We start from the raw sequence: 21,487 nt of genomic DNA, 5'->3' as shown, positions 1-21,487 counted from the left end.
TTACAAGCCGCCTACTCGGCCGTCGCCGCTGCCGCGGTGGGCTCCGGCTTGACCGACCGCAACAGGACGGTGGCGACGTCGACGACCTCGACCTTCTCCCCCGCCCCCGCGGTGTTCACCCCGTCGGTGATCATCGTCGAGCAGAACGGGCAGCCCACCGCGATGGTGGCCGCGCCGGTCGCGATGGCCTCCTCGGTGCGCTCCACGTTGATCCGCTTGCCGATCCGCTCCTCCATCCACATCCGCGCACCACCGGCGCCGCAGCAGAACGAGCGCTCCATGGTGCGCTGCATCTCGCGTACGGGCTGGTCGCCGAGGGCCGCGCCGAGCACCTCGCGTGGCGGGGTGAAGACGCGGTTGTGCCGGCCGAGGTAGCACGGGTCGTGGTAGGTCAAGCCCCCGTCGACCGGGCGGACCGGGGTGAGCTTGCCGGTCTTGACCAGGTGCGCCAGCAGCTCGGTGTGGTGCACGACCTCGACGTCCAGGCCGAGCTGCTTGTATTCGTTGCCGATGCTGTTGAAGCAGTGCGGGCAGGTCGCCACGATCTTCAGGACGCCGGCTTCCTTGAGCGTCTCGACGTTCTGCTGGGCGAGCATCTGATAGACGAATTCGTTGCCGATCCGGCGGGCCGGATCACCGGTGCAGGTCTCGTTGTTGCCCAGGATGGCGAACTGGACGCCGGCCTCGTTCAGCAGCGTCGCCACCGCGCGGGTGGTCTTCTTGGCCTTGTCCTCGAACGCGCCCGCGCAGCCCACCCAGAACAGGTACTCGAACTCGGCGCCGTCCGCGACTCGGGGAACCTGGAAGTCCAGACCCTTGGTCCAGTCCTCTCGCGTGTTCGGCGGGGCACCCCACGGGTTGCCCTTGTTCTCCAGGTTGCGCAGCATGACGCCGGCCTCGGCCGGGAAGCTGGACTCGATCATGACCTGGTAGCGGCGCATGTCGACGATGTGGTCGACGTGCTCGATGTCCACCGGGCACTGCTCGACGCAGGCGCCGCAGGTGGTGCAGGACCACAGAACGTCCGGGTCGATGACGCCGTTCACGTCCGCGCCGCCGATCAACGGCCGCTCGCTCTCCGCCCGGGCGAGTGCGAGGACGTCGAGGTCTCGGTGGCTCTCGTCGGCCAGCAGATACGGGGCCTTCGCGTACGCGTGATCGCGGAGACTCGTGATGAGCAGCTTCGGCGACAGCGGCTTGGCGGTGTTCCACGCGGGGCACTGCGACTGGCAGCGGCCGCACTCCGTGCAGGTGGTGAAGTCGAGCAGGCCCTTCCAGGTGAAGTGCTCGACCTGGGCGACCCCGAAGAGGTCCTTCTCCGGGTCCGCCTCCTCGAAGTTCAGCGGCTGACCGGTGCTGTCCGTCATCGGCTTGAGCGCGCCGAGCGCCGGGCGCTCGGTCCCGGTGCGCTTGAAGAAGATGTTGAAGAACGCGGCGAACCGGTGCCAGGCCACACCCATCGTGAGGTTGAGGCTGATGACGATGACCCAGATCATCGAGACGGCGATCTTGATCATCCCGATGATCGAGACGGCGGCCGCGCTGGCGGGCAGGACGTCGCCGAGCGCGTGGCTGACGGGCGCGGCCCAGACCGGGTAGGGCAGGTGGCCGTTGGCGGCCTTGAAGCCTCGGATGAGCATGCCCATGATCAGGACGAGCAGGACGACCCACTCGACGAAGTAGCCCTGCCACATGGTCGAGCCGGCGAACCGGGAGCGGCGGCCGGGGCGGCTGGGGCGGTTCCTCAGCCGGATGACCATCAGGTAGAGGATCGCCGGGATGCCGAGGACGCCGACCCATTCGGTGACCACGCCGAACAGGCCCCAGTGGCCGATGATCGGCAGCTCGCCGGTCGGGGTGACCACCTCCCAGTACGCCTCCAGCACGAGCGAGGAGAGCAGGACGAAGCCGACCATGACGAACCAGTGCGCCACGCCGACCGCGGTCCACTTGAGCATCCGCGTGTGACCGACGGTCTCCGCGAGCATGACCTTCAGGCGCTCACCCTTGTTCCCCGTACGCGTGGGGTCTGGCTGGCCCAGCCGGATCACCGCCAGCATGCTGCGTACCGCGCGGACGACCAGGAAGACCGCGACCGCGGTGATCGCGAAAGCCCCGATCGTGGTGACGATCTGCACGCCGCCCATGCACCACTCCTCGTTCTGCTCGGCTCCAGTGCCGCTCAGCCTACCGTCTTAGTTACCCGTCAGTAACGTCTACTACGCCACAGCGTACGGTCAGCCTACGAGGACCGCTCGTCCGGCGGGAGTCGGCGGGGCAGCGCCACGTGGTTTCGCGCCCTTAGACTCGGGCGGCATCCTCCCCCTCACCCCTTGAGGACCAGTCTTGAGAACACGCACCCGCGTGGCGCTCCTCGCCGCGGGCGTAGCGCTGGCCGGGGTTGCGGTGGCGAGCGCCGTCCCGGACGACGCCCCTGTCGCGACCTTGTCGCCCGCCCCCGTGGCCGGCAGCACCGGCGACGGCCCCGCTTCGGAGGCCACCTCGACTTCAGGCTCGTCGACGACGGCCGACCAGCGCAGCCAGACGCCGCCGAACGGGTCGACGTCGATCGGCGCCGGCATCCGGGAACTGCGGACGGCCGGCAACGGGAAGAACACCGTCCTCGTCTCGCCCGCCGGCACGGTCACGGCCGCGACGGCTGAGGCCGGCAAGGCGCTGACCACGGCCGGCGCCGACGCCTTCACCACCCGATACGCCGCGGCCTTCGGGCTCACCGCTGCGCACTCCCTCAGCAAGTCCCAGACCACGACGCTGCCCGGCGGCGACACGATCAGCCGCTACCAGCAGACGGCGGGCGGCCTGCCCGTGCTGGGCGGCCAGATCGTGGTGACGAGCCACGGCAAGCGAGTCCAGTCTGCGATCGCCGAGACGTCGAGCCTGTCGCCGGTCGCCACCAAGCCGGCCGTCCCGGCGGCGACCGCGGCCGCGACGGCCGTCGCGTCGACGGCGGAGAAGGTCGGCCTCGACGCGACGACACTACGGGCGGGCACGCCGGAACTGACCTTGTACGACCCGACCGTGCTCGGCGCCCCCGGCGCGGCCGGCCTCCGCCCGACCTGGCAGGTGGGCGTACGCGCCGGCAACGGCGGCGACGTGGCGACCGTCCTGGTGGACGCGCTCGACGGCCAGACCCGGCTGACCATGTCCGAGCGGCAGTCGGCGCGCTACCGCGTCATCTGCGACCTCGCCAACACGGCCGTCAACGTGGACGTCGCCGCCAACTACGCGTGCACCACGACCAGCCCGCTCGGCCTGCAGCCGACCACCCGGAAGGAAGGCGGCGTCGCGAGCACCGTCGCCGAGGTCAACAAGGCATACGACCTGCTCGGCGCGATCCACTCGTTCTACCAGGACTCCTTCGGAGTGGACTCCTTCGACGGGCGCGGCGCGCAGATTCGGGCCACCGTCCGCGCCTGCTACAAGTACCTGGTGCGGCAGTACTGCCCGTACGAGAACGCCTTCTGGGACGGCAGCCAATTCGTCTTCGGTACCGGGTTCGTGGTCGACGACGTGACCGCCCACGAGTACACGCACGCGATCACCGAGTACTCCTCACACCTGTACTACGCGTACCAGGCGGGGGCGATCAACGAGGCGCTCTCCGACATCATGGGCGAGCTGTTCGACCAGCAGTACGCCACCGCCCAGGACGACCCGGCGAAGGCCTGGTGGCTGGGCGAGGACCTGACTGCGTCATCGACGCTTCCGGTGCCGCTGCGCCGGATGGACGACCCGACCGCCATCCCGGACGTCGGCTACCGGCAGCCCGCCACGCTCGGCGGCCAGTACTGGTACAACGGCGACGACGACAACGGTGGCGTCCACATCAACTCCGGCGTGGCGAACAAGGCGGCGTACCTCATCGCGACCGGGACGAACGGCCTCACCAACCGGCAGTCGGCGCAGCTCTGGTGGCGGGTCATGCACGTCCTGCCGTCGGGCGCGGACTACACGGTGCTGGCCGCCGCGCTCCGCAGCTCGTGCACACAGCTGATCGGCAAGTTCGGCATCACCCCGGCGAACTGCGGTGCGGTCGATGCGGCCATCACGCAGACCAACATGGCGGGCGCCCAGACGCTCGCCGGCACCGGCGTGACCCACCTGGCGCTGTGCCCGTCGTCGGCCACCCAGCCGATCGACACGGCGTACTTCGACGGGTTCGAGTCGGCGGGCGGCTGGCTGTTGTCGAACACGAACTACTGGGAGTACATCCCGGCCGGGCTTCCCGCCGGCTACGCCCCCTACCAGTACGCCGCGTCCGGCACGAGCTCCCTGAACACCTGGGCGAGCGGCCCGACCGGGAACGGCGCCACGGCGACGATGCCGGTAGCCGTGACGGTTCCGGCGAACGCGTACCTGCGGTTCGCCCAGTCCACCCTGTCGCGGTCCACCGGCGCGGCGACGGTGCTGGAGGTCAGCATCAACAACGGGGCCTGGCAGGCTCCGCCCGCCGCGCTCGGCTACACCGGGCTCACCCAGACCCGGGGCTACTCCGACATCCGGCTCAACCTGACCAGCTTGGCGGGTAAAACGGTCAAGTTCCGGTTCCGGCTCTCGAGCGCGTCGAACGCCGACTACTACGACTGGTATGTCGACGACTTCCACATCTACGGCTGTGCCAACCGCCCGTCGGCTCCCAAGGGGTACGCGTACTACGAGGGCACGACCGCCGTGGTCGGCGGACTGAGCATGGCGGGCGGCTTCCTCCCGGCCGGGACGACGCTGGATCACTACGAGTTGGCGTACAACTCGGGCATGCGGGGAGCGCCCACGGTGCTGGCCAGTTCGGCGAGCGGGTTCTCCGTGGCGGCCGACGGCCGCACGCGGACCGTGAAGGTACGCGCGGTGACCACCACCGGAGTGGCCGGTGACTGGCTGGTGCTCCTGCTGACCCAGAGCGCGCCGACGGCGTGTCAGCGCTCGGCTTATCCGCCCGCGACCGGGACGACGGAGGCCTGCCTGCGGGATACGCTGTCGCGCTGGCGCGGCGCACCGCCCACCCTCGGTGACGGGACGCGCTGACCGCCCGGAAGAGTGGTAAAAGGCCCCACAGCTTCGGCTGTGGGGCCTTTTATGTGGTCTAAGACCGGGTCAGCGCCACTTGGAGAGCAGGCCGAGCGCGACGACCATCGCGCCGAACCCGACCGCGATGTTCCAGTAGTTCCAGCTCAGTACGGGATACTCCCCCTGCGAGAGGTAGTACACGACGAGCCAGGCGATACCCAGAACGATCAACGTCACCGCGGTGATGGGCAGCCAGATCGGGCTCGGCCGCTTGTCGGCCATCGCAGCGGTGGGCCGCACGTCGGTCGGCGGCGTGTAGACCTTCTTCTTGCGGACCTGCGACTTCGGCACCGTAGTTCTCCCTGGGGCTGGTTTGACCCGAATTCCGGGACCGGGTCACCGCACCGGAGGATGACGGCGCGGACCGGCCTGAATAATGTTCAACAGCTAGCGTAGTCATATCGACACGCCATGACGAGAAGGGGGAGTGGTGGAGTACACATCCGGCTCCTCGTCGTGGCGTCGGGCGGTCGGGCGAGCAGTGGGTATCCTACGGCCTCGCCGCCGTACCGGGCGGTCCCTCGGCTGGTCCGTCGGCGTCCCCGCGATCATGATCGCGGCCGGCGTACTGTTCACCACCAGCGCAAACGTCGCCTCGGGGACTGACCTCCGTGAGGATAGGCGGCCGCAAATGGCCCAGGTGATCACCGAGCAGCAGGCCCGGATCGCCGAGGAACAGGCGACCGCCTCCCGGCTGCGGACCGAGGTCGATGAACTGACCGGCAATCTGGCCGGGTCGGACACCCCCATCGCGCAGGCGCGCGCCCAGGCCGAGGCCCGCCGGCAGGCCGCCGGGCTGGTCGCCCTCAAGGGCCCCGGTGTCACGGTCCGTCTCAACGACGCGCCGGCCGGGGCCGGCGGCAGCCGTCCCGAGGGGGCCACCAATGACGACCTGGTCGTCCACCAGCAAGACGTCCAGTCCGTGGTCAACGCCCTGTGGGCGGGTGGCGCGGAGGCGATGACGATCATGGGCGTACGCATCATCTCGACGAGCGCGGTCCGCTGCGTCGGCAACACCATCCTGCTGGAGGGCCAGGTGTACTCGCCGCCTTTCGTCATCAAGGCCATCGGCGACCCGAACCGGCTACGCGCCGCGCTCGACGCCGAGCCGGGCGTACGCGCCTTCCAGGACGCCGTCCGCGATTACGGGCTGGGTTACCAGGTCGTCTCCGAATCGGAGATCGTCGCGCCCGCGTACACGGGGTCCACCGATCTCACCCACGCCGAGGTGGCCCGATGAGCCGGCACCGCGCCCCTGACTCTGCCGACGACGAGACGACGGTCATCCCGCGGATCACCGCGGAGACCCCCGAGCCGGCGCAGCCGGTGAGTTCGCCCCGGCCGAAGCCGAGCCCCACGCCCGCCGCCCGGCCGGAGCCGGCCGACGCGACGGCGGTCCTGCCCGTCGTGCCGGCGGACGCTGCACCGTCACCGGTCCCCGCGCCGACCGGCCCGGTGCCTCAGCGTCCGGCGCCCACCAGCGCCGCGCCGATCAGCCCGGCACCGATCAGCCCGGCACCGGTGAGTCCGGCCCCCGTCAGCGCTGCGCCCGTCAGTGGTCAGCCCGTCAGTGGTCAGCCCGTCAGTGGTCAGCCCGTCAGCAGTCAGCCCGTCAGCAGTCAGCCCGTCAGCAGTCAGCCCGTCAGCGGTCAGCCCGTCGCCGACGACGCCACGGCGACGATTCCGCGTATCCCGGCGGCCGATGCCACGGCGACCATTCCGCGTATCCCGGCCGCCGACGCCACCGCGGTCATCCCCCGGATCGACGAGACCTCGCTGATCGGCAAGATCCCCGACGTTCTTCCGGCCGACCCGAGCGACCCGGCCGAGCCCGGCAAGCCGCCGCGGGACCGGGACGACTCGGGCGCACCGATCCGTGCCGTCCGGCGCAAGGACGTCTACGCCTCGGCGTACGCGGACTACACCCGGGTCACCGTCGGATCGGTGATCCGGACCACCCTGCGGACGACGGGTGAGCTGCTCATCACGTGTGGGCTGGTGCTCCTGCTGTTCGCGGCGTATGAGGTGTGGGGCAAGGCGGCGATCGTCGACTCGCACCAGAGCGACCTCAATCAGCAGCTCGCCCAGGCCTGGGACAACCCGACGCCGACGCCGAGCGCCAGCACCGCCACGAACACGCTGGCCGCGCCGCCCGGCGACGCGATCGCCCGGCTCTACATCCCCCGGCTGAACAAGCACTGGGTCGTGGTCCAGGGCGTCACCCCGGCCGACATCCGGTACGCCCCCGGGCACTACCCGAAGAGCGCGATGCCCGGCCAGGACGGCAACTTCGCCATGGCCGGCCACCGGATGCGCTCGGTCTTCTGGGATCTGGACAAACTTCAGGTCGGCGACAAGATCGTGGTGGAGACCCGGACCACCTGGTACGTCTACGCGGTGGTGAAGACCCGGATCGTCAAACCGACCCAGGTCGAGGTGGTGTCGCCGAACCCGCCGGAGGTGAAGGCGGCGGCCAAGTCGACCAACGACAAGGTCACGCCGGGCAACCCGACCGTCTCCCTGGACCGGTTCCTGACCCTGACCACCTGCAATCCCAAGTGGGACAATTACCAGCGGCTGATCATTCACGCCGCCCTGGTCGACGGATCCGAGCGGCCCCGGGCCGACGGTCCCCCCGCGGAATTGAAGGGCTGAGCAGATGTACGCGTGGATCTGGCGCCACCTGCCGGGACCGCTGTGGGTCCGGATTTCGACGAGCGTGGCCGCCGTCGCCGGTCTGTGCGCCTTGATGTGGTTCTTCGCGTTCCCCTGGGCCGAACCGCTGCTGCCGTTCGACGACGTCCAGGTCGGCGAGATCGTCCCCGGCCAGGACGTGATCCCGTACGACACCGAGACGAACAACACGGTGCCCACGCACTCCGTCGACCCGTCGGCGACCTCGGTTCCGATTCCGACCACGGTGGGGTGACCATGCGCGTTCTCGTGATCGACAACTACGACTCGTTCGTCTACAACCTCGTCCAGTACCTCGGCCAGTTGGGCGTGGAGTGCGACGTACGCCGCAACGACGAGATCTCGGTCGCCGAAGCGGCCCGGCTCGGGGCGGACGGCATCCTGCTCTCCCCCGGCCCGGGTGCGCCGGAGAGCGCGGGGATCTGCCTCGACGTCCTGCGCGAGTGCGGCGGCGACGTGCCCATCTTCGGCGTATGCCTGGGGCATCAGGCCTTCGGGGCGGCCTTCGGGGCGACGGTGAACCGCGCTCCGGAGTTGCTGCACGGCAAGACGTCGCTCGTGACGCACCTGAACGTCGGCGTACTCGAGGGGTTGCCGGAGCCGTTCACCGCGACCCGCTACCACTCGCTGGCGGTCGTGGAGTCGACGCTGCCGGACGAGATCGAGGTGACCGGCTGGACGGTCGCCCCGGACGGCGGCCGCGGCGTCGTGATGGCCATGCGGCATCGGACGCTGCCGATCGAAGGTGTCCAGTTCCACCCGGAGTCCGTGCTCACCGAGGGCGGTCACCTCATGCTGGCGAACTGGCTCGCCGCCTGCGGCTTCCCCGACGCGCTGGAGCCGGCGAAGGCGCTGGCGGCCGAGGTCGACGAGCGTCGCCTGGCCGCCTTCGCCGCTTGAGCCCTACGGCCTGATCAGCCCGTCGTCGTCGGGGTGGGCGACGCCGTCTCGGAGGGGTTGGTCTCCTCGAGGTAGTCGACCTTGATCGTGACGGTGGTGTTCTTGTCGACGACCGTGTCCTTCTTGGGGCTTTGGCTGCTCACCAGGCCGTCCTTGGCAGGATCGGTGACCGCCTTACCCTGCTCGATCTTGCAGGTGAGGCCAGCCTCCTTGATCCTGGTGCAGGCCTGCTGTTCCGGCATGCCCACGACGTTGGGGACGACCACCCGGTTGCCCTTGGAGATCTGGACCACGACCTTGGAGCCCTTCTCCACCGTCGTGCCCTTCCCGGGGCTGTAGGAGATCACCGAGTCGGCCGGCTTGTCGCTGTCCACCGGCTTGAAGTCGGGCTCCAGACCGAACTGGGTCAACAGCTGCTCCGCGCTCGTCCTGGTGAGACCGTCCAGGTTCGGCACCTGGACCTGGCCCGGACCGGTGCAGACGCGCAGCGTCACGGTGGAGTTCGCGTCGGCCTTCTGGCCGCCCTTCGGCGTCTGGTCGGTGACCTTGTCCTTGTCGCAGGAGTCGCTGGTGATCGGCTCGCCGGGACTGGTCTTGAAGCCGAGTGCGGTCAGCTCCGACTGGGCCTCGGCGTACGTCTTGCCCAGCACGGACGGCACACCGATCCGTTTGGGCTGGTTGAGGAGCACCAGGCCGACGGTCACGGCGATCACCGCGAGCACGCCGAGGAACGACAGCAGCGCGATCACCGCGCCCGACGTCTTCTTGCGCTTGGGCGTACCGACTCGGGCTCCGTTGCGCCCGGTGGCGACGCGCGCGGTCGGCGCGTTCAGCGGCAGCGTCTCGTCCTCGCGCATCACGGGCGTCGCCAGCACCGGCCGCCCGTTCGCCGCCCGAAGCAGGTCCGCGCGCATCTCCGCGGCGGACTGGTAGCGGTTCGCGGGGTTCTTGGCCAGCGCCTTCAGGACGACCGCGTCGATGTCCGGCGTGACGTCCCGGTTGCTGTTCGAGGGCGGCGGCGGGTCTTCGCGAACATGCTGGTACGCGACGGCGACGGGCGAGTCGCCGACGAACGGCGGATGCCCGCACAGAAGCTCGAAGAGTACGCAGCCAGTGGCGTACACGTCGGATCGGGCGTCGACGGCCTCGCCCCGGGCCTGCTCAGGCGACAGATACTGCGCGGTGCCGATGACGGCCGACGTCTGCGTCATCGTCGTGGCTCCGCTGGCCAGGGCCCGGGCGATGCCGAAGTCCATCACCTTGACCTGCCCCTGCGGCGTCAGCATGACGTTGCCGGGCTTGATGTCGCGGTGGATGATGCCGTGCCGGTGGCTGAACTCGATGGCGGCGCAGATGTCGCCGGTGATCTCCAGCGCCCGGCGGGGCATCAGCCGCCCTTCGGCGGCGAGCACCTCCTTGAGCGTCCGGCCCGGCACGAACTCCATGACGATGTAGGGCAGGGCCTCACCGGTCGGCGCGCGCTCCTCGCCGGTGTCGTAGACGGCGACGATCGCCGGGTGGTTCAGGGCGGCCGCGTTCTGCGCCTCCCGCCGGAAGCGCATCTGGAAGGTGTTGTCCCGGGCGAGGTCGGTGCGGAGCATCTTGATCGCGACGTCCCGGCCGAGGCGCAGATCGCGCCCGCGGTGCACTTCCGCCATGCCGCCGTAGCCGAGCAGCTCGCCGACCTGGTACCTGCCACCCAGCAGCCGGGCCTGCGTCATCTCGTCCGTCGTCCTTCGCTCGTCGGCGCCAGGACCCGTGATCCTGCCGTGTCGGTCGCGATCGCCCTCACCGCGGTCGCGGCGGAGGTCTCGGCTAGGTTTGCTCGGGCCGAGTCAGCTTGCCAAATGTTTGCCTGTCTTGTCACGTTCGCGACGGTGGATGTGTGAGCCGCACCACTCGCCGTCGTGTTCCGGGTGACGGTATACCCGATGAACGCGGCAATGGCCACGATGGCAGCCATGGCCAGAAAAACCAACAAAATCATCCAAAAGGTACGCCAGCCTCCGCTACTCGGGGCCTGAGTGGCAGCGTACCCCGTCGAGGTGCGGCCACCGGTCGCGACACCGGTGGCGCCCAACGGAGAGACCGGTGCCGGAGCTGCCGGAACGCTGACGCGAGCGGCCGGGCGCACGGGCTGCGCCGGCTGTCCCGGTACGCGATGCGGCAGGCCGGCACCGACCGGCGTACCGGCCGGGCTGCCGGTGACGGGCCGGACCGGCGGACGAGCCGGCGATGACGGCGCAGGCGAATAAGGCACCGGCGACACGGGCGCACTCGGCGACGCGGCACGACCGGACTGTTCGCTGCTGAGAACGGCCGCCGCCTGCCGCGACGCGGCCGCGAAGATCGCCGCGCTGGGCCAGCGAGCCGACGGATCCTTGGCCATCGCCCGCTCGACGATCGCGCGTACGGCGGGTGGCACGTCGGGCGGCAGCGCGGGCGGCGTCATCCGGACGTGCTTCATCGCGATCTCGATCGGGTTGTCCCCGTCGAACGGCCGCCGTCCCGACAGACATTGGTACGCCACCACGCCGAGCGAGTAGATGTCGGACGCGGTCGTCGCCGTCTGCCCCGCCGCCTGCTCCGGCGCCAGGTACGAGGCCGTGCCGAGCACTGCTCCCGCCGCCGTCAACTGCGAGGCGACCGCGGAGCGGGCGATGCCGAAGTCGGTGAGCACGAGGGTGCCGTTCGCGCGTACCAGCAGATTGCCGGGTTTGACGTCGCGATGCACGATGCCTTTGAGATGCGCGGCCTCCAGGGCCTCCGCGGCCTGGGCGATGAGCGCCATGGTGCGCGCGGGCGTGAGCCGCCCGACGCGCGCGAGGGTACGCGAGAGCGCGTCGCCTTCCACGTACTCCATCACGAGATAGGCCACCTGCTGGTCGCTGCCGTAGTCGTAGATGTCGACGACGCCAGGGTGGTTGATCGTTGCCATCGTGCGGGCTTCCAGCCGGAAGCGCTCGGAGAACCCGGGCTCCTCGAGGAGCGCCGGGAGCAGAATCTTGATCGCGACCGTGCGCCCGAGCGTTTCGTCGGTCCCCCGCCACACGTCGCCCATGCCGCCGGTGGCGATCCGCTCATCGAGCCGGTATCGCCCACTCAGCAGCGTCCCTGGGGACACCATTACTACTTACCTCCCCGGTCGGCGATGACGGCCTTCATGACCTGTCCGCCGATGCGTGCGGCCTCGCCGCTACCCCCCGAACCGGCGTTCGCGAGCAGGACGGCCACCGCCACCAGGGGCTTGCCGTCCTTCATCGCGAAGCCGATGAACCAGCCGTGGTCTTTCGCGTTCTCGGCGTTCTGGGCCGTGCCCGTCTTGCCGCCGACGACATAGCCGTCGATCTGCGCTTTCTTAGCCGTGCCGTTCTCCACGACGCTGACCATCATCGCCTGCAGGCTCTGTGCGACACCCTGGGTGCAGGCCGTGCGCAGCTGACGCGGTGAGGCGATGTCGTACGGCGTGAGGTCCGGGCCGAGCAATTGCTGCACGAGGTACGGCCGCATCTGGACGCCACCGTTGGCGACGGTCGCCGCCATGAGCGCCGCCTGCATCGGCGTGACCCGTGCGTCGGCCTGACCGATGGACGTCTGGGCGATGATCGGCTGGTCCGGGCCGCCGCTGTCGGTGGTCAGCCTGCCCACCTGACTCGGAGCGACCAGGATCCCGTTGTCCTTGCCGAGCTGCCCGACCCGCAGGCTGTCATCGCCGAAGCCGAAGGACTCGGCGGTGTCGGTCAGCGCCTGCGGCCCGAGCGCCACGCCCAGCTGGGCGAAGCCGGTGTTGCACGACTCGGTCAGCGCCTCGATCAGGGTGACCTGCGCCTCCGGGCAGATCGAGGGCGCCGCGTTCTTGATCGCGTGCGTCGTCCCGGGTGCGGTGTACGAAGAGCCGGCCGGGATCGAGGTGTTCATCGTGTAGCCGCGCTCAAGGGCGGCCGCCGAGTCGATCACCTTGAAGATCGAGCCGGGGGCGTACGTCTCCTTGACCGCGCGGTTCAGCAGCGGCTGGCTGGGGTCGGAGGCGAGCCGGTCGTACGCCGCGTTGGCCGCCTTCGTGTCGTGGCTGACCAGCAGGTTCGGGTCGTAGCTCGGCGTGGAGACCATGGCGAGCACGGCGCCGGTGGTCGGGTCGAGGGCCACCACCGAACCGACCTTCGCGTCGTTGGCGTTGTTCAGCAGCTCCTTGTACGCCGTCTGCTGCGCCCGCAGCGACAGGGTCGTCACGACGTTCCCGCCGGGCGTCTTCTCGTTCGACCAGAGGTCCCGCAGCCGGTCGGCGAACAACTGGTCGCTCGTCCCGGCGAGGAACTCGTTCTCGATGTACTCGATGCCGGTCGCCTCGCCGTTGACCGGCTTGTAGCCGATGACGTGGGCGAATTCGGCCTTGTACGGGTACTGCCGGAGGAACTTCAGGTTGTCCTCGGTGGTGATCGACTGTGCTCCGGGCTTGCCGCTGACCTGGATCACGCCGCGCTGCCGGTCGTACTCGGCGACCTGCACGCGGCCGTTGTACTGGCTGGTCCGGTAGTCGTTGGCCTTGTGCCACTGGACGAAGTTCAGGTTCGCGAACAGCAGCCCGAAGAGGACCATCGCGACCACTCCGACGCGGCGCAGTGGGGCGTTCACGGGTTCTCCTTCGGGCGGGACGGCGAGTCGATCATCTCGGTCTCGGCGTCACCGTCGATGTCGTCGGCCGGACCGCCGAGGATCGGCTGCTCGGCGGTGCCGGGCAGGGGCGCGGGCACGCCCGATGAGACGGGCGGAGGGGCACTCGGGGTTCCCGACGCCGGGTGATGGGCCGGCGGTTGCTGGTGGGCCGGGTGTTGCGCCGGCCCGGCACCGGGCGCGGGTCGCAGCGCACCGGCCGGAGCGGAGGCCGTCCCCACCGGGGCTCGGCCAGGAGCCGGTGTCGCCACCGGCGGCCGGATCATGCCGCCCGGCGCACCCAGCGGCGCGCGGGCCGCGTCGGAGACCCGCAGCAGGATGGCGACGAGTAACCAGTTGGCCATCAGCGAGGATCCACCGGCGGACAGGAACGGCGTGGTCTGGCCGGTGAGGGGGATCAACCGGCTCACCCCGCCGACGATGACGAACACCTGCAAACCCAAGGTGAACGCCAGGCCACCGGCGAGCAGCTTGCCGAAGGAGTCCCGTACGCCGAGCGCCGACTTCAAGCCGCGGACCACGATGAGCAGATAGAGGCACAGCAGCGCGGTGAGCCCGATGAGCCCGATCTCCTCGCCCATCCCGGCGAAGACGAAGTCGTTGCGGACCTCCGGAACCTGGCCCGGCGACCCCGCACCGGGGCCGGTGCCGAACAGACCTCCGGTGCCGAGCCCGAGCAGGGACTGCACGAGCTGGTAGCCCTCGTTGTAGGGCCGGTCGCCGCTGAACGGGTCGAGCCAGATGTTGGCCCGGTCGTAGAAGTTGGCGAACGGCCCACCGATGACCTTGCCCAGGAAGTACGCCAGGAACGCGCCGCCGAAGAACAGGATCAGACCGATGAGCAGCCAGCTGACCCGCTCGGTCGCGATGTAGAGCATCACGATGAACAGGCCGAAGTAGAGCAGCGCGGTGCCGAGGTCCTTCTCGAAGACGAGGACGACCAGGCTGAGCACCCAGACCGCGAGGATCGGGCCCAGGTCGCGGCCCCGGGGGAAGTCGATCCCCAGCACTCGCTTGCTGGCCAGCGCCAGCACCTCCCGTTTGCGTACCAGGTAGTACGCGAAGAAGGAGGCGAGCATCAGCTTGGCGAACTCACCGGGCTGAATCGAGAACGAACCGAGCTTGATCCACAGCTTGGCCCCGTTGACCTCGGAGAACCGCCTCGGCAGGATGGCCGGGAGCATCATCAGGATGATGCCGACGAAGCCCAGCGTCCAGGCGTACCGGGAGATCGTCCGGTGGTCGGTGAGGAACCAGAGCAGCACCGCCGCCATGGCGACCGCGATGGCCGTCCAGAGGAGCTGCCGTCCGCCCTCCCCGGCGAAGATCGACAAGTCGGCCCGCTCGCCCGTCTTCGCCTTGCCGAGGTCGAGCCGGCGCAGGAAGACGACGCCGAGGCCGTTCAACGTGGCCACCACCGGCAGGATCACCGGATCGGCGTACGGCGCCCGCAAGCGGATCACCAGGTGCATGGCGGCGTAGATCACGCCCAGGATGCCGGCCGGCACCCAGAAGTCCGGCGTGATCGTGTCGAGGAGGTTCGCCTCGGCCGCCGCCAAGTAGCCGACCACCACGATCATGCCGAGCACCAGCAGAATCAGCTCGGTGCGGCGGGCCCGGCGCGCGCGCTTCCCCGCCGCCGGGGGCGCGGCGACGGGCGGGGAGACGGCGGCAGCGGTCACAGCATCCTCACGGTGGGAGTTCTACGAGCGGCAGGGGGCCGGACTCAGCGCGCCGTCGTTCGGGGAGGGGGAGGCGGTGGCCGCGGTCGTGGCGGTCGCACCCGTGGTGGCGGCGGCCGACGCCGACGCGCTCGCCGAGGGACCGGCGGACGGCGTACAGGTCGGCAGCAGGTTGGGGTTCGTCGGGCTGTCACTGGTCAGACCGGCCAGGATCTGCTGCGCCTCAGTCTCGGTCGCGGCGGCGATCCCCTTGCGTACGCGGTCCTGAGCGACCTGGGTCAGCGCGTCGACCTTCACCTGGCTCGCCGTGTCGACCTCGGACAGGCTGAGGCCGGCGATCGACCCCGGTACGCCCTTGAAGACGGCCACGTAGCCGTCTTCGGTCACCCCGACGTAGAACTGCGACTGGGTGTAATGCCAGCCGGCGTACAGCAGGCCACCAAGGATGCCGACCAGGACCACCAGGATCCCCACGGTCAGCCAGGGACGGCGGCGGGGCCGCGGTTCGTCCTCGGCCGAGTTCTGCGGCTCGGTCGGGGCGGCCGGGCGTGGCGCGGCGTTGGCGGTCAGCGAGGCCGCACGGGCGGCCGGCGTCGACTCGCCACCGGCGCTCTCGTTTCCACGATCCCGGGCGGCCGCCCCGCCGACCACCGGCACGTCTTCGACGATGTCCTCGTCGTGGGCGTCGGCGACGATCACGGTGATGTTGTCGGGGCCGCCGCCGCGCAGGGCGAGGGCGATGAGCCGGTCGACGCACTGGGACGGGTCGACGTACTCGCGCATGGTCTCGCCGATGGTCTCCGCGCTGACCACGCCGGACAGGCCGTCCGAACAGATCAGGTAGCGGTCGCCCGGCATGACCTGCCGCACCGAGTACTCCGGCTCGACGTCCCGGCCGTCCATGGCCCGGGTCAGCAGGGAGCGCTGCGGATGACTGCTGGCCTCCTCGGCGGAGATGCGGCCCTCGTCGACCAGCATCTGCACGTAGGTGTCGTCCTTGGTGATCTGCGCGAACTCGTTGTCCCGCAGCAGGTAGGCCCGCGAGTCGCCGATGTGGACGAGGCCGATCTTGGTACCGGAGAAGAGCATCGCGGTGAGCGTCGTGCCCATCCCCTCCAGATGGGGATTGGCGTCGACCGTGTCGCGAAGCTGCTGGTTGGCGGCTTCGACGGCGCCGCGGAGGGCATCGACCAGGGCATCGCCCGGGACGTCCTCGTCGAGCGGGGCCATCGCACCGATGACGATGTTGCTCGCGACGTCACCGGCGGCCATGCCGCCCATGCCGTCGGCGACGGCGAGCAGCCGCGGCCCGGCGTAGACGGAATCCTGGTTGCCGTCTCGGATCAGGCCGCGGTCACTGCGGGCCGCGTAGCGCAGGGTGAGGGTCATGGTCGCAACTCGAGGGCAGTGCGGCCGATCCTGATCGGCACGCCAAGGGGTACGGGGGTAGGGCCGGTCACCTTGTTCCGGTCCAGATAAGTGCCGTTCGTCGAGCCCAGATCTTCGATGAACCACTGACCGTTCCGCGGGACCAGCCGGGCATGCCGGGCGGAGGCGTAGTCGTCGGTGATGACGAGCGTGGAGTCCTCGGCCCGCCCGATCGTGATCTGCGCCTCGCCCAGCGTGAGGCGGGTGCCCGCGAGGGCGCCCGCCGTCACCACCAGCTGATGAGCGGCCCGGCCTTTCTTGACCTTGGCCGGTCGGGACGGTCCCGCCGCCGCCGCACCCACCCCGCGGGGCGCGGCGACCAGCCGGGACGCACGCGCCCCGGCGAAGAGATCCCGGCGGATGACGCCCACCACCGTGAACACGAAGATCCACAGCAGGATGAGGAAGCCGAACCGGGCGGCGGCGAGAACGAATTCCGGCACGGCCGCTAGCCGTCCACGCGGAAGGTCAGCGTGGTCGTGCCGATCTGGATCATGTCACCCGGGTTGAGGGCCACGGCCGAGATGCGCTGGCCGTTGACCATCGTGCCGTTCGTGGACCCGAGGTCCGTCAGGACGACCTGACCGCCGTCGTAGTCGATCCGGGCGTGTCGGCGCGAGATGCCGACGTCGGGCAGCCGCAGGTTCGCCTGGTCGCCCCGGCCGATCACGGTCGAGCCGATGGCGACCGGGTAGGTCCGGCCGTCGGCCGAGACCAAGCGCACGTTGCGGGCGCCGGCCTGCGGCGCGCCGTAGCCCCCCGGCTGGTCGTAGCCGCCGGGCTGGTCATACCCCTGGTACGCCGGCGGCGCGTCGTAGGCGGGCTCGGCGTAGCCGCCGCCGGGTTCGGCGCCGGTGAAGACTTCGGCGGTCACCCGGAACATCCCGGTGTCGAGCCCGTCGCCGCGCTCGATCTCCACGATCACGTCGCCGTAGACGGTCCAGGCCTGCTCTCCGATGAACTCGGCCTGCGACTGCGCCAGCTCCTGCGCCAGGGCGGCCGCGTACGGCGCCAGGCGGCTGTGATCGTAAGGCGAGAGATCGATCACATAGCGATTGGGCACCAGCGTGCGGCCGCCCGCAAGGATCGCCTTGTGGGCTTCGGCCTCCCGCTGCATGGCGTTCAGGATCTCCACGGGATGGACGACGCCCTTGAACACCTTCGCGAAGGCGCCCTCCACCAGGCCTTCCAGCCTCTTCTCAAAGCGTTGCAGCACGCTCACCGGTCCTCCTCGGGTTCCGAGGACATGATGCTATCCGCCCGCCACCCGTCACGTCTGCGCCCCAATCCACCTTGCCTTCCCGACCGGCCGATTCGGCCGCCCGAGATCGCCGTGCTAATCTTCTTCCCGCGCCGCCACCTGGCCCAAACGGTGAATTCTCGCCGCCGGCTCTGCCTTTGGGAACAACCTGGTTGGTGGTGACAGCACGCATAGCGTAAGCTGTGCCGGCTGTCCACTTCTGGGGAAGTGGCGGAATGGCAGACGCGCACGGTTCAGGTCCGTGTGCCCGAAAGGGCGTGAGGGTTCAACTCCCTCCTTCCCCACCGCCGTAAGGGCGCTGAGCTGAGGCTCGGCGCCCTTACTGTATGTCAGGGCAGTGCGTCGGCAACCCGACAGCCGTACTCCCTCCGGCGCTTCGTCCATGAATCCCGGCCGGTTGCCCGCGCCTGCTCCGCGGCTATGCTGTCCGGTGTCCCCGTGCCCCGAAGACGCAGGCCAGGAGTATTAACGGTGAGTGTTGCGCTGGTTACCGGCTCGGCCGGACTGATCGGGTCCGAGGCCGCCCGCCACTTCGCCCAGCTGGGTCTGCAGGTCGTCGGGATCGACAACGACATGCGGAAGTACTTCTTCGGCGACGACGGTTCGACCGCCTGGAGCCTGGTCCGCCTGACCAGCGAGCTCGGCGACTCGTACACCCATTACGACGTCGACATCCGCGACCGCGAGCTGCTCGCCAAGATCTTCGAGCGCTACGGCAGTGACATCTCCCTCGTCATCCACACCGCCGCACAGCCGTCGCACGACTGGGCGGCGAAGGAGCCGTTCACCGACTTCGACGTCAACGCGGTGGGCACCCTCAACGTCCTCGAGTTCACCCGGCAGCATTGCCCCGAGGCCGCCTTCATCTTCTGTTCGACCAACAAGGTCTACGGCGACACGCCCAACCGGCTTCCCCTGGTCGAGTTGGAGACCCGCTGGGAGCTCGACCCGGCGCACCCGTACTACGCCGAGGGCATCCCCGAGGAGATGTCGATCGACGGCAGCCTCCACTCCATCTTCGGCGTGTCGAAGGTCGCCGCCGACGTCGCCGTCCAGGAGTACGGCCGGTACTTCGGGATGAAGACCGCCTGCTTCCGCGGCGGCACGCTCACCGGGCCGGCGCACTCCGCCGCCGAGCTGCACGGCTTCCTCGCGTACCTGATGCGATGCGTGATGGAAGGCCGGACCTACAACCTCTACGGGTACAAGGGCAAGATGGTCCGCGACGCGATCCACTCGCACGACGTGCTCACCGCGTTCGAGGCCTTCTTCCGCGCTCCGCGCAGCGGCGAGGTCTACAACCTCGGCGGCGGCCGATTCTCCAACACCTCGCACATCGAGGCCTTCCAGATCGCGCAGGAGATCACCGGTCACGAGGCGCAGATCAACTACGTGGAGCAGGCGCGCATCGGCGACCACCAGTGGTACGTCAGCGACATGTCCCGCTTCAGCAGTCACTACCCGGACTGGCGGATGACCTACGACGTCCCGGCGATCCTCCGCGAGATCTACGAGGCCAACGCCGACAAGTGGACCCGTTCGTGACCACGGTCGCGACGCGCAAACGCAGCGTCCTCGGCGTACTCGTCGACGCGACCGACTACGCGGAGGCCACCGACCGCATCATCGCCGCCGCTGAGCAGGGCCGTCCGATGGCGGTCACCGCTCTGGCCGTCCACGGCGTGATGGAAGGGGTCCACGACCCCGCCCTCGGCGCCCGCCTCAACAGCTTCGACCTCGTGACGCCGGACGGGCAGCCGGTTCGGTGGGCGCTCAACCTGCTGCACGGCGCCGGTCTGCGAGACCGCGTCTACGGACCCACGCTGACCCTCCGCGTGCTGGAGCGGGCCGCCGCCGCCGGGCTGCCGGTCTACCTCTACGGATCGACCCCGCCCACGCTCGACCGGCTCGTCCCGGCGCTTCAGCGGATGTTTCCGGCGCTGAAGTTCGCCGGGATCGAGGCCTCGAAGTTCCGCGCCGTCGAGCCGGGCGAGGCCGAACAGATCGCGGGTCGGATCACGGCGTCGGGCGCGCGGATTGTCCTGGTCGGGCTCGGCTGCCCGCGCCAGGAGAACTTCGCTCACGCGCTGCGTCCGCACCTGGCGATGCCGCTGCTCGCGGTGGGGGCCGCCTTCGACTACCACGCCGGTGGGCTGCGCAAGCCGCCGCCGTGGATGCAGCGCTACGGCCTGGAGTGGCTCTGGCGGCTGGGCCTGGAGCCCAAGCGGCTCTGGCGCCGCTATCTGCTGCTCAACCCGGAGTACCTCGCCCGGCTCGGCGCGCAGCGGATCGGGCTGTGGAAGGCCACCCCGCCCACGCCGACCGAGCAGCCCGTCCCGACCTTCCCCGTCTAGCGCCGGCTAGGCACGGACGTAGAGCAGCTCGAGAATCGCCCGAGCCGCCTCGAACCACCGGTTGAGCCACTCCGGCGAGGGCGCGGCGCCCTTGGGCGGCAGCTCCATAAGCAGTCCCCGCAGCAACGGGTGGTCGGCCAGCCCGGTCTCCTCCAGCCACGCGGGCGGCGGGAAGACCGGCTCGTCGAGCCCGAGACCGATCGGCGCGCCGCTGTCGAGCGGACGGGCGTCGTCCACCTCGGCCTCGCTCGCCGCCCACCGGCTCGGCGTCGGAGACGGCTGCTCCGTCCCGTTCACCTGGCTCGGGGTCAACCCGGCCGGGTTGAGCTGGAAGCCTGGGAGCTGGCCCATCAGGCGTTCGGGCGTCGGCGCGGCGCCGGCGTTCTCCTGGCTGATCGTCACGGTCACACTCCTCGAGCCGGCGGGCGTACCCGCAAAAAACTGCTGGTCACGCGGCGGGTCGCCGTCGATCGCGGCCCCACTTTCTGATACAACGAGGCGGAATGGGCCAAGCGACGGTTTCCCCGCGCCTGTACGCACGGCCGTGCTCTTTTCACTGCCCTGCGGGAGACGGCGTGGCTGATCCACGTAACACTTCGGCCCAGTGCCGGAACTGCGGCTGCGACGCCGACGCCTCTGTGGACGTCACGATCGGGCACGTCTCCGTCCCGGCGGCGCGTACCGGGGAAGCCGAGTCCTTCCGGCCGGCCACGCGTACGCGTCTCGAACTGGACGAGATGGGCGATGAGGAGGCCTGGCTCTGGCGCCTCGTCGACGAGGCCGATCGGGTGTACGCCGCCGCGCCCGAACCGCCGCCGTCGGATCGGCTCGCCGAGGCCGATCGGCAGCTCTCCCTCGCCACCGCGTTCGAGGAACGCATCCAGCTGCAGATCCGCGCGGCGCAGACCGCGTTGGCCAGTCCACTGTCTTGGCTGCGCCCGTCCCACCGGGCGGCGCTCGTACGCCAGCTCAAGCGGGATAGGGCCACCGCCGTGATCGCGGCCGTCCAGCGTCGGCGTGCGGCCGAGGTTCGGGCGCGGCTGCGTTCCACAGCCGACCGGCGGACCGCGTACCTCGCCGAGCACCACGTCACCTTGGCCGCGGGCCGCAACGCCCGGTCCGAACTCGTGAAGCTGATCGACGAGCTGATCGAGGGGTACGCGAGCCTGACCGATCAACCGGCCTGGTTCCGATTCGGCATCGGTTCGCCGGCGACCACTCCGGACTGGCTGACCGCGGCTCGCCGGGCGGTCGCGGAACGACGCCGGTCGCAGCTGGACGAGGTCATCCCCCGCGAACTCGCGGGTCGGCTACCGGACAGCTGGGGCGGGCCGAGGGCGGCTGAGTAGCCGCAAGAGTAAAGCCGTCCGGCCGCCCGGCGTACCGGGCGATCGGACGGCTGGGCGCCGATT

General features: G+C 69.9%; 17 protein-coding genes, 1 tRNA gene and 1 pseudogene. 9 read left to right on the top strand and 10 right to left on the bottom strand.

Going from position 1 to position 21,487, the window contains the following annotated elements; all coding sequences use genetic code 11:
- Nucleotides 1–11 precede the first annotated feature (11 nt).
- The gene (locus AB0H43_RS01515; RefSeq protein ID WP_359994747.1) at nt 12–2,147 is read right to left on the bottom strand and encodes a (Fe-S)-binding protein; all 2,136 of its coding nucleotides are present in this window, start codon (nt 2,145–2,147) and stop codon (nt 12–14) included.
- A 199-nt stretch (nt 2,148–2,346) separates the two neighbouring features.
- Between AB0H43_RS01515 and AB0H43_RS01510 the strand changes: the two genes are divergently transcribed.
- Entirely contained in the window at nt 2,347–5,043 is a 2,697-nt protein-coding gene (locus tag AB0H43_RS01510; protein ID WP_359994744.1) for a M4 family metallopeptidase, read from the top strand.
- Nucleotides 5,044–5,112: 69 nt separating this feature from the next.
- Here the strand turns inward: AB0H43_RS01510 and AB0H43_RS01505 are convergent, their stop codons facing one another.
- Nucleotides 5,113–5,376: a cell division protein CrgA gene (locus tag AB0H43_RS01505; protein ID WP_253759298.1), complete on the bottom strand. Its 264-nt coding sequence runs from the start codon at nt 5,374–5,376 to the stop codon at nt 5,113–5,115.
- A gap of 139 nt (nt 5,377–5,515) precedes the next feature.
- Between AB0H43_RS01505 and AB0H43_RS01500 the strand changes: the two genes are divergently transcribed.
- The 4 genes from AB0H43_RS01500 to AB0H43_RS01485 are packed head-to-tail and all read left to right on the top strand — an operon-like array spanning nt 5,516 to nt 8,679.
- Nucleotides 5,516–6,325 carry a DUF881 domain-containing protein gene (locus tag AB0H43_RS01500; RefSeq protein WP_359994740.1) on the top strand — a complete coding sequence of 270 codons (810 nt, stop codon included), beginning with the start codon at nt 5,516–5,518 and terminating at the stop codon, nt 6,323–6,325.
- Nucleotides 6,322–7,740 carry a class E sortase gene (locus tag AB0H43_RS01495; RefSeq protein ID WP_359994738.1) on the top strand — a complete coding sequence of 473 codons (1,419 nt, stop codon included), beginning with the start codon at nt 6,322–6,324 and terminating at the stop codon, nt 7,738–7,740. Before AB0H43_RS01500 ends, AB0H43_RS01495 begins: the two co-directional genes overlap by 4 nt.
- 4 nt (nt 7,741–7,744) lie before the next feature.
- Entirely contained in the window at nt 7,745–8,014 is a 270-nt protein-coding gene (locus AB0H43_RS01490; RefSeq protein ID WP_359994735.1) for a hypothetical protein, read from the top strand.
- Nucleotides 8,015–8,016: 2 nt separating this feature from the next.
- The gene (locus tag AB0H43_RS01485; RefSeq protein WP_359994732.1) at nt 8,017–8,679 is read left to right on the top strand and encodes an aminodeoxychorismate/anthranilate synthase component II; all 663 of its coding nucleotides are present in this window, start codon (nt 8,017–8,019) and stop codon (nt 8,677–8,679) included.
- 14 nt (nt 8,680–8,693) lie between these two features.
- Here AB0H43_RS01485 and pknB read toward each other — a convergent pair whose 3' ends face one another.
- From pknB to AB0H43_RS01450, 7 genes and pseudogenes are all read right to left on the bottom strand, one after another.
- The gene (gene pknB, locus AB0H43_RS01480) at nt 8,694–10,400 is read right to left on the bottom strand and encodes a Stk1 family PASTA domain-containing Ser/Thr kinase (RefSeq protein WP_359994730.1); all 1,707 of its coding nucleotides are present in this window, start codon (nt 10,398–10,400) and stop codon (nt 8,694–8,696) included.
- The gene (locus tag AB0H43_RS01475; RefSeq protein ID WP_359994727.1) at nt 10,397–11,806 is read right to left on the bottom strand and encodes a protein kinase; all 1,410 of its coding nucleotides are present in this window, start codon (nt 11,804–11,806) and stop codon (nt 10,397–10,399) included. The genes pknB and AB0H43_RS01475 overlap by 4 nt, the downstream gene beginning before the upstream one ends.
- Before the next feature lie 2 nt (nt 11,807–11,808).
- Nucleotides 11,809–13,311: a penicillin-binding protein 2 gene (locus AB0H43_RS01470; RefSeq protein ID WP_359994724.1), complete on the bottom strand. Its 1,503-nt coding sequence runs from the start codon at nt 13,309–13,311 to the stop codon at nt 11,809–11,811.
- 320 nt (nt 13,312–13,631) lie between these two features.
- Nucleotides 13,632–14,930, bottom strand: a pseudogene (locus AB0H43_RS01465) (FtsW/RodA/SpoVE family cell cycle protein); the annotation flags it as partial.
- 123 nt (nt 14,931–15,053) lie between these two features.
- Nucleotides 15,054–16,421, bottom strand: a complete 1,368-nt coding sequence (locus AB0H43_RS01460; protein WP_359994721.1) for a BofC C-terminal domain-containing protein — start codon at nt 16,419–16,421, stop codon at nt 15,054–15,056.
- Nucleotides 16,418–16,903 (bottom strand): FHA domain-containing protein, encoded by a 486-nt coding sequence (locus AB0H43_RS01455; protein WP_359994718.1) that lies wholly within the window; start codon nt 16,901–16,903, stop codon nt 16,418–16,420. Before AB0H43_RS01455 ends, AB0H43_RS01460 begins: the two co-directional genes overlap by 4 nt.
- A 5-nt stretch (nt 16,904–16,908) precedes the next feature.
- A complete protein-coding gene (locus tag AB0H43_RS01450) occupies nt 16,909–17,682 on the bottom strand; it encodes a DUF3662 and FHA domain-containing protein (protein ID WP_359994715.1) in 774 nt (257 codons plus the stop codon).
- Nucleotides 17,683–17,922: 240 nt separating this feature from the next.
- Between AB0H43_RS01450 and AB0H43_RS01445 the strand changes: the two genes are divergently transcribed.
- The 3 genes from AB0H43_RS01445 (at nt 17,923) to AB0H43_RS01435 (ending at nt 20,075) form a co-directional block, all read left to right on the top strand.
- Nucleotides 17,923–18,005 (top strand) — tRNA-Leu (locus AB0H43_RS01445).
- A 187-nt stretch (nt 18,006–18,192) separates the two neighbouring features.
- The gene (locus tag AB0H43_RS01440) at nt 18,193–19,266 is read left to right on the top strand and encodes an NAD-dependent epimerase/dehydratase family protein (protein ID WP_359994712.1); all 1,074 of its coding nucleotides are present in this window, start codon (nt 18,193–18,195) and stop codon (nt 19,264–19,266) included.
- Entirely contained in the window at nt 19,263–20,075 is an 813-nt protein-coding gene (locus tag AB0H43_RS01435) for a WecB/TagA/CpsF family glycosyltransferase (RefSeq protein ID WP_359994710.1), read from the top strand. Before AB0H43_RS01440 ends, AB0H43_RS01435 begins: the two co-directional genes overlap by 4 nt.
- A gap of 6 nt (nt 20,076–20,081) precedes the next feature.
- Here the strand turns inward: AB0H43_RS01435 and AB0H43_RS01430 are convergent, their stop codons facing one another.
- Nucleotides 20,082–20,477 carry a hypothetical protein gene (locus tag AB0H43_RS01430; protein ID WP_359994707.1) on the bottom strand — a complete coding sequence of 132 codons (396 nt, stop codon included), beginning with the start codon at nt 20,475–20,477 and terminating at the stop codon, nt 20,082–20,084.
- 173 nt (nt 20,478–20,650) lie between these two features.
- On the opposite strand from AB0H43_RS01430, the gene AB0H43_RS01425 reads away from it, so the two are divergent.
- The gene (locus tag AB0H43_RS01425) at nt 20,651–21,424 is read left to right on the top strand and encodes a hypothetical protein (RefSeq protein WP_359994704.1); all 774 of its coding nucleotides are present in this window, start codon (nt 20,651–20,653) and stop codon (nt 21,422–21,424) included.
- Nucleotides 21,425–21,487: the final 63 nt, after the last annotated feature.

This window comes from Hamadaea sp. NPDC050747 (assembly GCF_040654195.1).
Taxonomy (GTDB): Bacteria; Actinomycetota; Actinomycetes; order Mycobacteriales; family Micromonosporaceae; genus Hamadaea.
The sequence above is the reverse complement of the archived record's forward strand: the minus strand, read 5'-3'. Positions and strand labels throughout refer to the sequence as shown.

What these genes read in the sequence shown, in the direction of transcription:
- AB0H43_RS01515 (WP_359994747.1), bottom strand. Translation starts at nt 2,147, where the DNA reads ATGGGCGGCGTGCAGATCGTCACCACGATCGGGGCTTTCGCGATCACC.
- AB0H43_RS01495 (WP_359994738.1), top strand. Translation starts at nt 6,322, where the DNA reads ATGAGCCGGCACCGCGCCCCTGACTCTGCCGACGACGAGACGACGGTC.
- AB0H43_RS01490 (WP_359994735.1), top strand. Translation starts at nt 7,745, where the DNA reads ATGTACGCGTGGATCTGGCGCCACCTGCCGGGACCGCTGTGGGTCCGG.
- AB0H43_RS01485 (WP_359994732.1), top strand. Translation starts at nt 8,017, where the DNA reads ATGCGCGTTCTCGTGATCGACAACTACGACTCGTTCGTCTACAACCTC.
- pknB (WP_359994730.1), bottom strand. Translation starts at nt 10,400, where the DNA reads ATGACGCAGGCCCGGCTGCTGGGTGGCAGGTACCAGGTCGGCGAGCTG.
- AB0H43_RS01475 (WP_359994727.1), bottom strand. Translation starts at nt 11,806, where the DNA reads ATGGTGTCCCCAGGGACGCTGCTGAGTGGGCGATACCGGCTCGATGAG.
- AB0H43_RS01460 (WP_359994721.1), bottom strand. Translation starts at nt 16,421, where the DNA reads ATGACCCTCACCCTGCGCTACGCGGCCCGCAGTGACCGCGGCCTGATC.